The following is an 11,123-nucleotide window of genomic DNA, read 5'->3' on the forward strand; positions in this document are numbered from 1 at the left end:
ATCGCTTTTCAGATTAATTCGTGGGAGCGGCAAGGGTGATGCAAGAGGGGGATTGCTGTTGTTTCCCCTCTTGCTCTGGTGTGGGCGAAGCGCCACGACCTTGACCTTAATCCAAACGAAGTTTGGAAATAAAAGATGAGGTGACGATCATAATCAAAAATGCATTATACAAATTTAATATCTAGCTCATTTCTGCCTCGAAGCTTGTGAGACTTTACACCTGTTTACCTAGTCATTTTAAGCCTGGATTCTCTTTAATTAAACATCACAACTAACTGGATATTTATACAGTTATAATTTAAATACAGCAATTGGCAACATTTGCTTCTCGTTATGTAAAAGCAGAAAATTCTCGATTCTCCAAACGAAAAAATTTATATCATTGAAGTATATGCATTTTATACTTGATAAAGTTTACATAACGACCCAACTTAATTCTCGACTATCTAAATTCTCGTTTTCGCCGCAAAAATGGTCGTTGCCTCACAGAAACCTTACTGATAAGTTATTAAAATTATTAACAAATGAAGCGGAAAAGTAATTGATTTTTGGTAAGTAGCCTAGGGGTGTTTATCGAAATTCTCGCTAATAAGCTGTTATGCAAATAAGGAAGCCAATGAGAAAAGCGAGAACTATTCGTACTGATAATTACATACTTAGTCTTAGCGATTATATCGAGAGGATAGAGTTTTTAGATATATCAGGAACCAAATCAAACTTTTTGTTTCGAGGGCAAAGTGTAAAAGGAAATCTATTGCCTAGTATTGCTAGGAATAATCCTAAACTGGACACAACAGAATTAGAAAAGAGCCAATTGACTCACCTAAGGTTAGTTGGTTCCAGGTATCTAGAAGAAAATAATAGTAATGACGTAGATTTGCTGGTTTTAGCCCAGCACTTTGGTCTGAAAACGAGATTATTAGATTGGAGCTCCAACCCATTGGTTGCACTATGGTTTGCTTGTAATACTACTGATGACGGGGATGCATACGTATATGCTCTCGACTCTGATGCGTTCTTAGACAAGGAAATTTACTCTAAAGATCCGTTTAGCATAGGAAAAACTAGCGTTTTACAGCCTAGGCTAAACAATGAAAGAATAATAGCCCAACATGGGTGGTTTACATTGCATCGATATGCCCAAAAGAACTCAAGGTTTGTTGCTCTTGAGAAGAATAAAGATATTAAAAAGTTCATTACTGAATTCACGATTTCAAGTAAGTCTAAGCAAGATATCTTAGTCTCATTAGACCGTTACGGTATTAATAGCAGAACCCTATTTCCAGATTTAGAAGGCTTATGTAAGTATCTAAATTGGCGGGATAAATTTGCATAACAAAGCATTTAAGAGTGATTCGCAACGCTTGGCAGTTTCGCTTCGCTCAAGTATAGCCAAGCGCCGCTCACACCTTAATGCGGCGTTACACATAGAAAATTTAACCTGAAACTCACGAATCAGAATTTATGTGCTAACTCATTTCTGTCCAAAAATAATCTTCCAATTTTATCCATTGAAGACATTGCTAGATAGCTAAACCAAAGGCGCTAATTTCATTAGCTCTGCAATGTTTTGCACGCCCAGCTTTTCCATTAATTTTGAACGATGAACTTCAATGGTTCTGACCGCTACGCATAACTCGTTAGACATTTGTTTGTTGGTGTTACCTGCAATCACTAGCTTGAAAATTTGATGTTCACGCTCAGATAGGGCATCAATTAAAGCTAAGTTGTGCATTTTCCAATGTTGACGTGTGCTGTACTGCAGCCCCTTTTCTATGGATTGGGCTAGCACTTTGCCTTGAACGGGTTTTTGAAAGAAATCAAACGCACCTTGTTTAAATGCATCTACCGCCATGGGTACATCACCGTGGCCGGTTAAGAAGATAATCGACAACGGGCTTTTGGCTTCAATAAGCAGTTGTTGCACTTCTGGGCCGCTAAGTCCTGGCATTCTGGCATCTAAAATAACGCAGCCTGCTAGCGATAAGTCCACGTTAGCTAAAAAGCGATCGCCGGAGTTAAAGCTTTCAATTTGATAACCAAAACCATCCATTAAGAAGGTAATCGAGTCGATAATGGCATCGTCATCATCGACCAAGTAAACAGGTCCGAGAGAGTCTTGTTGCACAGTAAATCCTTGCTTAAAGCGAATGCTTAATTGATAAATATCTCAGTTTGAATGTTTAAGCGAACTTATTTTGCATAAACCATGAAATGCATCACGTTGCGCCAGAGTGGCTCGTCGTAAGCTTATTATACTTTTCTAATGAAGGTTTTTACTGTGCTGCGGATATTATTGCTTCTTATAGCCATCAGTTTTTTATCGCCAGTTTGGGCTAAGCCTCAAGAGCTCTATGTTGGGGTGTTAGCTAATTGGGGCGATCAGCAGGCAATTGCTCGTTGGACACCCATGATGGATTACTTGAACGAGCATGTGCCTGATACTCGATTTCATGTTTATCCTGGCAATTTTGTGGCACTAAATCAGGCCATGGAGTCAGGTAAAATCCAATTTATTATTACCAACCCTGGCCAATACCTTTACCTTTCTAATCAGTTTCCTTTGTCTTGGCTAGCCACTATGCGCTCAAGACGACATAACGGGGCAACATCGGCGATTGGCTCGGCAATTATCGTAAGAGCTGATAGTGACTATCGCACCCTGTATGACTTAAAACAGAAGTCCATTGCTGCCAGCGACCCTCATGCACTAGGCGGATATCAAGCCACAATAGGTTTAATGCATAAACTGGGGATGGACACCAATAACTACTTTAAAGAGATTAAATTTCTCGGGTTTCCTCTCGACCCTCTCCTGTATCAAGTGCGTGATGGCAATGTCGATGCGGCAATTACGCCCTTATGTACCTTTGAAGATATGGTGGAACGTGGGCTTATCAAAGAGGATGAGTTTCGTATATTAAACCCTAGCCGCCCTGAAGGTTTTGATTGTCAGTGTAGTACCAAGCTTTACCCAAACTGGTCATTTGCTGCTAGTGAGAGTGTCGATATTGAACTCAGTAAACATATCACCCAAGCATTAATGGATTTGCCTTCAGAGCATCCGGCTGCGATTCAAGCAAACCTAAAAGGTTGGACATCGCCAATCAGTCAATTGGCAGTCATTCAACTATTTAGCGAACTCCATGTTGAAGTCTCAGATGTAAATCGCTGGGATACTTTGCTTAACTGGCTTAATGATAATCGCCACTGGGGCGGCTTGGCGATATTGTTATTTATCGTCGCGACTGTTTATCACTTGTGGATTGAGTATCGCTTTCATCAAAAAAGTGAATCATTAATAGAGTCTGAGCGACAACTAAAACAGCAAGAGCTTGCATTAGAGAAGCTACAAAGTACTGCCATTATTGGTGAAATTGGCGCTGGTTTAGCCCATGAGATAAATCAGCCTATTGCAGCTGTCACTAGTTACAGTGAAGGTGCATTAATGCGCATGGAAAATAATCAGCCCATGGATGAAGAAAAGACGATTGAATTACTGACTAAAATTCATCAACAGTCAACACGAGCAGGCGAAGTGGTTCATCGTATTCGCGGGCTATTAAAACGAAAAGAAGCTGTGATGGTGGATGTGAATCTTCTGAGCTTAATTGATGAAAGTGTTTCATTATTGAAGATTGAATTGGCTAGGCATGACATTAGCATTGAAACTAGCACCAAGGGCGAGCCATTTTTTATTACCGCCGACAGAGTGGGTTTGATGCAAGTGCTGATTAACTTAATCAAGAATAGTATCGACGCTATAAGTGATAGTGAACGAGAAGGCACTATAAAACGTCCTAAGATAGTCATCGCAATGGAATTTAAAGAACATCAAGTCGATGTGTCTATTATTGATAATGGCCCAGGATTACCAGAAGAGTCTGATGCCTTGATGGCGACCTTTTACACCACCAAAGAGAACGGTTTAGGGCTTGGACTTGCGATATGTAATGAGGTGATTAAAGAGCATGAAGGCACGTTTAGCCTTACAAACCGTCAAGATATTTCATCTGGCTGTATTGCAAAAATATGTTTGAAAAAAGAGGCTCTGAGCAAAAAGTAATTGGATAAAATAAGCAGGTTTTATCTACAGTTATAAATTTAGTCGTTTGATTTAACAATAAAAAAGACTTCCTTTTAGGCCGTCTTTTTTATTATCTGTTCGAAATGTGGTTTACCACAATAGCTAAAGTCAAAGGGCTGTGTTGGTGGTTTTTTAAACCGTGAACATAGTCACAAAGCAAGATAACCGTCTTTCGAAATGTGGTTTACCACAATATTCAATTGTTCTTTCCTATTTGAAAATGATGAAAACCTTAGAACTGCTTAATCGTTCTGTAGTCCTGCTAATCCGGATATAAAGTACGCCGATTAAGGTTCTTGGGTATCGTTGTCAATTGGGAGAAGTACCATGAAACTAGATCGGCGAACCTTTATCAAAGGCGCAGGAGCAGGCACAGCAGGTTGTGCATTGGCTGCGCTGCCAGGCTCGATTGCCGCCTTGGGCAGTGTCTCAGTAAAAGGCAGTGAAACATCAATCGCTAGTAGCTGCGAGATGTGTTCTACCCGCTGTCCTATATCTGCACGTGTTGTTAATGGCAAAAACGTCTCTATCTTAGGGAATAAAAAAGCCAAATCATTCGGTGGCGCAGTTTGTGCCCGTGGTGGCGCTGGTCATAGTTTACTTTACGATAAGCAGCGTATTGTTAAGCCGCTTAAGCGAGTTGGTGAACGTGGCGAAGGCAAATGGGCTGAAATCGAGTGGGATGAAGCTTACAGTCTTATTGCTGAAAACCTCAATAAAATTAAAGCCAAACATGGCGCTGAGTCAGTTGCATTCTCTTCAAAATCTGGCTCGCTTGAAGGTCATCTTTTTCATCTTGCTAAAACCTTTGGCAGCCCAAATACCTTTACTCACGCATCGACTTGTCCAGCAGGTTATGTGGTTGCAGCTAAAGCCATCTTTGGCGGCAAAATTAAACGCGATTTAAGTAACTCAAAGTACATCATCAACTTTGGCCATAACTTGTATGAAGGCATTAACATGTCTGAAACCCGTGGCATGATGAATGCACAAATGGAAAAGGGCGCTAAGCTAGTGGTATTTGAACCACGCTTTTCTATTGTGGCTGATAAAGCGGATGAGTGGTACGCGATTAAGCCGGGTACTGACGTCGCTGTTGCACTGGCTATTTGTCATACGCTTATTGCTGATGACTTATACGATAAAGACTTTGTTGCGCAATACGTTGAAGGCTTTGATGAGTTTGCCAAAGAAGTTAAAAATTACACTCCTGAGTGGGCTGAAGCCATCAGTGATGTGCCTGCTGAAGATATTCGCCGCATTACTCACGAGTATGCAGCAGCCGCGCCTCACGCATTAGTTGATTTCGGTCACCGCGCATCTTTCACAACCGAAGAGTTTGAAATGCGCCGCGCACTTTATGCTGCCAACGTACTGGTGGGCAATATTGAGCGTAAAGGTGGGTTATATTTCGGCAAGAAAGCCTCTAGCTACAATAAATATGCGGGTGAAAAAGTAGCGCCAACCTTGTCTAAGCCGGGCGTTAAAGATTTACCAAAAATTGATGCGAAACGCATTGATATGGTGGATGAGCAGTATTCATTACTCTGGTCATCTGGCGGAGTATACCAAAGCATCTTAGATGCGACTCTTGAAGCTGTGCCTTATCAATTGCACGGCTGGGTAATGAGTCGTACTAACCCAATGCAAACCATGACTGATAGAGCGCGAATCGTCGAATCTATGCAGAAAATGGATTTCGTTGTGGCCTGTGATTTATACATCACTGAAAGTGCAGCTTATGCCGATGTGTTCCTTCCTGAATCGACTTACCTTGAACGTGATGAAGAGATCAAAGATAAGTCAGGTAAAAACCCAGCTTATTATGTGCGTCAGCGGGTGGTCGACACCATTGGCGATACTAAGCCAAGCTGGCAGATCTGGAAAGAGGTGGCTGACAAATTAGGTCTAGGTGAATACTTCCCTTGGGAAAATATGCAGACCTTGCAAATGTTCCAAGTGAACAAAGATGTCAGCTTATTAGACAAAATTAAACACGATGGTTGGGTGAGCTACGGCAAGCCACTAATGCTTCGTGAACCTGGCATGGTGAAAGAGTTTGTAGCGGAATACCCAAATGCAAAAACTCCCGATACAGATACCACATATGCAAGCCATCTGAGCTTCAAAACTCCATCAGGCAAGATTGAATTAAGTTCGAATAAAGTTGAGAAAATGGCACCAGGTCGCGGAGTGATTAAATATCGCGAAGTTACGATGAAAAAAGCCGATGAGCTGTTTTTCATTCAAGGCAAGGTTGCTGTGCATACCAATGGTGCAACTCAAAATGTACCTATGCTTGCTAGCTTAATGTCAGATAACGCTCTGTGGATCCATCCGATTACAGCGGGACATATGGGGATTTCGAGCGGCGACAAAATTCGGATTTATAACGAAACAGGCAGTGAAGAAGGTCATGCCCTAGTCACGCCAGGTATTCGTCCTGACACAGTGTTTGCTTATATGGGTTGCGGTTCTAAAAACAAAGAACTTGCTCGTGCTACTGGTAAAGGTATCCATTGCGGCAACTTACTTCCTCACGTTACGTCTCCGGTTACAGGTATGAACTTACATACTACCGGCGTCAAAATAGCCAAGATTTAATCGGAGTTCATTATGACTAAACGTTATGTCCTTGTGCACGATGAAAACAAGTGCATTGGCTGCCAAGCGTGTAATGTCGCTTGTCGCAGTGAAAATAATGTCCCTGAGTCGGTGACCCGAATTCAGGTACGAATCGAAGGGCCTTATGGCAATTTCCCAAACCTTCATTTTAAATATAATCGTGTGTCGTGTGAGCAATGTGAAGATGCACCTTGTGTGAAAGTTTGCCCAACGGGTGCGGCTTACGTGAATGATGATGGCATTGTGTCTATCAATGAAAAGAAATGCGTAGGTTGTTTATATTGCGTTGCGGCTTGCCCATACAAAGTGCGCTTTATTAATCCAGAAACCCGAGTGCCAGACAAGTGTGATTTCTGTAAAGAGAGTCGCCTTGCTCGTGGTGAAGACCCAGCTTGTGTCGCGGTATGTCCAACTCAAGCATTGGCTTTTGGTGATGCCAACGATTCAACCTCAGAAGTGAGCCAATTACTGGACACCAAGAATCATTACCAACATAAAGTGAACCTAGGCACAAAGCCAAGAGTTTACCGAATTCCTAGCCGTAAAGGAGGGATCAAAGTATGAACAATATCTGGGGCTCAATGGAGCAATATGATCCAGTCGTCTGGAACTGGATAATCGCTGTTTATTTATTTATGGCAGGTTTATCTGCTGGCTCAATGATGGTGGCAATAGGACTTAAATGGTATAGGCAGAGTCGTGGATTGCCTACTGAAGGCTTACCCGTTATCAAGGCTGCAGCTGTTGTTGGACCGATATCTATTTGTATCGGTATGGCATTGCTAATGCTTGATTTGACGAAGCCATTTGAGTTTTATCATATTCTGCTGAATTACAACTTTACTTCGGTAATGGCTTGGGGGGTATTGGCGTTATTGTTTTATATCCCGCTGGTGTTTGTATTTTCTGGTTTGATATTTGAAAAGCAATTACTCAGTCTTGCCCCTTGGTTATCAGGCGTAACTAAAATATGTCGCAAACTTGAAAATAGCCTGAATAAGCTGATTTTTGTACTGGCGATAGGTGTTGGGATTTACACTGGCTTCTTACTTTCAGCATTGATTAGCTATCCAATTTTGAATACGGCGGTGTTACCTGCATTGTTCTTGGCATCAGCGTTGTCGGTGGGATCTGCTGGTAATGTTTTAGTGGCAACCTTGTTTTTCAGTAAGAAAGAATCTGACTGTATTGAACAAGTGCATCGCATTGAATACCCAGTGGCCTTTAACGAAGCCTTATGTTTGGTATTGTTGTTTGTTGGACTTAACTTTTCAGGTCCAGCAGCACAAGCGGCAACTGCGGCGATTACCACAGGTACTTGGGCAAGTGTATTTTGGATAGGTGTTGTCGGCTTAGGCTTAGTGGTACCAGTATTGGCTAGCACAATATCACCTAAGTCATGGCGCCATACTAAAGGCTTCTTGGTCACAGTATCGTGTAGCACTATTCTTGGTGTATTGGCACTTAGACACTTCGTGGTATACGCAGGTCAGAGTTATATTAGCTAGGTTATTTATTAAAGATTGATAACCCACAGCGAATAAAAAAGCCGCTTAACAATATTTGTTAAGCGGTTTTTTAGTGTACATAGGTTTTTTAGGTAAATAGGATTTATAAAACAGTCCCTGAATCAGTGGTTCTAACTTTTGTCGAACCTTGTATTTCAGCTTTTAATGCTGGATCAGATAAAATTTGAAATAACTGATCTCGATATGCTCTTAGTACGTTATTTTGTGGCGATTCATCGGATTTCTCATCAATAACGTCTCTTTCTTTGAGGTTTGCTTGATGCGCTAGACCCTGATCTTTATCAAATAAATAAGTATTTACTTCGGTATCAAAGTTAAACGACGAAACCCAGTTTAAATTGATACTGAAAAACCACTCTTGTAAATCAAGTACTAGAAGGTGTTGTGATTCTTGTTCTACTAATACATCACTCGCAATAGTTTCAGTTGGAACAGCATCTAAATCTGCTGGTTTAACCTGCCAACCTTTATCCGTTAAACCGAGAACAATTCTTTTTTGTAGCCATTCACTAAGAGTAAGCGATTTATCATCTTTTTCTGTGGCGAGTAATGCATCAACATTCCAATCTACTGGAATGCCAAATGTTGCGTGAGCTCGGCCAATAAACGTTTCAGGTTTACCTTCTTTTACTCTTTTTCGATTATCAATAACGCTGATCAAAATGGGTTGTTGATTTTGATATTCGGGGGAAGGGGCTTGTTCTTGTAGGTTAATAGGAGTAACACAGCCAGTAAGCGTAACAATGGTGAAAAACACCATGATAAATTTAAACACATCAAATCCTTTTTGTTGGTTAACTTTTTAGTAAATCCGTCTGATTCTACATAAAAAAATGCCGTTAACTCAATGGAGTTAACGGCATTTTTAAATTTTGTTTTAAAAACCTATTAGGTCTTAGCGCGTTTCATCGCGGTGAAGAACTCATCGTTAGTCTTGGTCATTGCCAATTTGTCGATAAGGAATTCCATACCTGATACTTCATCCATTGGATTAAGGATTTTACGTAAAATCCACATCTTCTGAAGTTCATCTGGCGTGGTGAGTTTCTCTTCACGACGTGTACCTGAACGGTTGAAATCAATCGCTGGGAAAACACGTTTTTCAGCTGCTTTACGAGAAAGGTGTAACTCTTGGTTACCTGTACCTTTAAATTCTTCGTAAATAACTTCATCCATTTTAGAACCAGTATCAACTAGTGCTGTTGCGATAATGGTTAAGCTGCCACCGTGTTCGATGTTACGAGCTGCACCAAAGAAACGCTTTGGACGATGAAGTGCGTTAGCATCAACACCACCGGTAAGAACTTTACCTGATGATGGAATTACTGTGTTGTATGCACGTGCTAGACGAGTGATTGAGTCTAATAAAATCACCACGTCTTTTTTGTGTTCAACTAAACGCTTGGCTTTTTCGATAACCATTTCTGCCACTTGAACGTGACGTGATGCTGGCTCATCGAAAGTAGAAGCAATAACTTCACCTTTAACCATGCGCTGCATTTCGGTTACTTCTTCAGGACGTTCGTCGATTAGCAATACCATTAACACCACTTCTGGGTTGTTATGGGTAATGCTTTGCGCCATGTTTTGCAGTAGTAATGTTTTACCTGCTTTTGGCGGTGCAACGATCAAACCACGTTGACCTTTACCAATCGGAGAACATAAATCAAGAATTCGTGAAGTGATGTCTTCAGTAGAACCGTTACCACGTTCCATACGCAGACGATCTTCAGCATGTAGTGGGGTAAGGTTTTCGAATAAGATTTTAGAACGAGAATTTTCAGGCTTGTCGAAGTTAACTTCGTTGACTTTTAGCAGAGCAAAATAGCGTTCACCGTCTTTTGGTGGGCGGATTTTACCAAAAATGGTATCACCGGTACGCATATTGAAGCGTCTGATCTGGCTTGGTGAGACATAAATGTCATCTGGGCCAGCTAAGTAAGAACCATCTGAACTTCTTAAAAATCCAAATCCATCTTGGAGGATTTCTAATACACCGCCACCAAAGATATCTTCACCGCTTTTGGCGTGGGCTTTCAGAATGGAGAAAATGATGTCCTGCTTGCGAGCACGGGCCATATTTTCTAATTTCATGCTTTCTGCTAGTGAAACTAGGTCTGATATAGACGTGTCTTTTAATTCAGTTAAATTCATGTTGGGGGTCTTGTATTACGCGACGATGCTTACCGCAATCAATCAAAGGGTATAACAATGTAGAAAAGTGTGATTGATAAGCGAGTAGGAGTTTAGTTGAAAAAATCTGCTGAATAAATTAGCACTATATGGACTGGGCGTCCAGAATTTTAGCGAAATATCGGCACAAATTGTTCACATATTGTGCCGATAATCACTATTCAAGCTTAAAATGCGCGGCTTTGCCATGTCGTGTGTCGGTTGAGTTAACTAAATATTGTTAGTTTATAAACAACAACGAGCTAACTGAGTTAACTCGTTATGAATAAAATTCACCTTCCAGACTGATAAGCTGCGATTTTAATTAGAGGCTTGATTAAGCTTGTGCGTCAATGAACTCTTTTAATTGAGTTTTTGATAATGCACCTACTTTAGTGGCAACTAACTCGCCGCCTTTGAACATTAATAATGTAGGAATGCCACGTACGCCGTACTTAGCAGGTGATACATTATTTTGGTCAACGTTAAGTTTAGCTACAGTAATCTTACCAGCGTACTCTTCAGCTACGTCGTCTAAGATTGGGGCAATCATTTTACAAGGACCACACCATTCAGCCCAGAAGTCTACCAATACAGGCAATTCTGAGTTAATGACGTCATTTTCGAAGCTGTCATCGCTTAGGTATACAATTTTATCGCTCATGTAAATCTCCAGATTTGGCACCATTGCTAGTTTATTAATGGCTTAC

At 41.0% G+C, this 11,123-nt stretch carries 9 protein-coding genes; 5 read left to right on the plus strand and 4 right to left on the minus strand.

Annotated elements, in window-relative coordinates; translation table 11 throughout:
• Positions 1-616: 616 nt before the first annotated feature.
• A complete protein-coding gene (locus AC0L4E_RS00775; RefSeq protein ID WP_473677576.1) occupies positions 617-1,336 on the plus strand; it encodes an FRG domain-containing protein in 720 nt (239 codons plus the stop codon).
• A gap of 195 nt (positions 1,337-1,531) precedes the next feature.
• Here AC0L4E_RS00775 and AC0L4E_RS00780 read toward each other — a convergent pair whose 3' ends face one another.
• The gene (locus AC0L4E_RS00780; RefSeq protein WP_473677577.1) at positions 1,532-2,128 is read right to left on the minus strand and encodes a response regulator transcription factor; all 597 of its coding nucleotides are present in this window, start codon (positions 2,126-2,128) and stop codon (positions 1,532-1,534) included.
• A 153-nt stretch (positions 2,129-2,281) separates the two neighbouring features.
• On the opposite strand from AC0L4E_RS00780, the gene AC0L4E_RS00785 reads away from it, so the two are divergent.
• From AC0L4E_RS00785 to nrfD, 4 genes are all read left to right on the plus strand, one after another.
• Positions 2,282-4,066 carry a sensor histidine kinase gene (locus AC0L4E_RS00785; protein ID WP_473677578.1) on the plus strand — a complete coding sequence of 595 codons (1,785 nt, stop codon included), beginning with the start codon at positions 2,282-2,284 and terminating at the stop codon, positions 4,064-4,066.
• A gap of 348 nt (positions 4,067-4,414) precedes the next feature.
• Positions 4,415-6,691, plus strand: coding sequence for a thiosulfate reductase PhsA (phsA, locus tag AC0L4E_RS00790; RefSeq protein ID WP_473677579.1), 2,277 nt, complete (start codon positions 4,415-4,417; stop codon positions 6,689-6,691).
• 12 nt (positions 6,692-6,703) lie between these two features.
• A complete protein-coding gene (locus AC0L4E_RS00795) occupies positions 6,704-7,276 on the plus strand; it encodes a 4Fe-4S dicluster domain-containing protein (RefSeq protein WP_473677580.1) in 573 nt (190 codons plus the stop codon).
• The gene (nrfD, locus tag AC0L4E_RS00800) at positions 7,273-8,220 is read left to right on the plus strand and encodes an NrfD/PsrC family molybdoenzyme membrane anchor subunit (protein WP_473677581.1); all 948 of its coding nucleotides are present in this window, start codon (positions 7,273-7,275) and stop codon (positions 8,218-8,220) included. Before AC0L4E_RS00795 ends, nrfD begins: the two co-directional genes overlap by 4 nt.
• Positions 8,221-8,323: 103 nt before the next feature.
• Here the strand turns inward: nrfD and AC0L4E_RS00805 are convergent, their stop codons facing one another.
• The 3 genes from AC0L4E_RS00805 to trxA form a co-directional block, all read right to left on the minus strand.
• Entirely contained in the window at positions 8,324-9,016 is a 693-nt protein-coding gene (locus AC0L4E_RS00805; protein ID WP_473677582.1) for a hypothetical protein, read from the minus strand.
• 113 nt (positions 9,017-9,129) lie between these two features.
• Positions 9,130-10,395 carry a transcription termination factor Rho gene (gene rho / locus AC0L4E_RS00810; protein WP_473677583.1) on the minus strand — a complete coding sequence of 422 codons (1,266 nt, stop codon included), beginning with the start codon at positions 10,393-10,395 and terminating at the stop codon, positions 9,130-9,132.
• A gap of 355 nt (positions 10,396-10,750) precedes the next feature.
• A complete protein-coding gene (gene trxA, locus AC0L4E_RS00815; protein WP_102529367.1) occupies positions 10,751-11,077 on the minus strand; it encodes a thioredoxin TrxA in 327 nt (108 codons plus the stop codon).
• Positions 11,078-11,123: the final 46 nt, after the last annotated feature.

The organism is Shewanella sp. GJ50-10 (assembly GCF_055808815.1).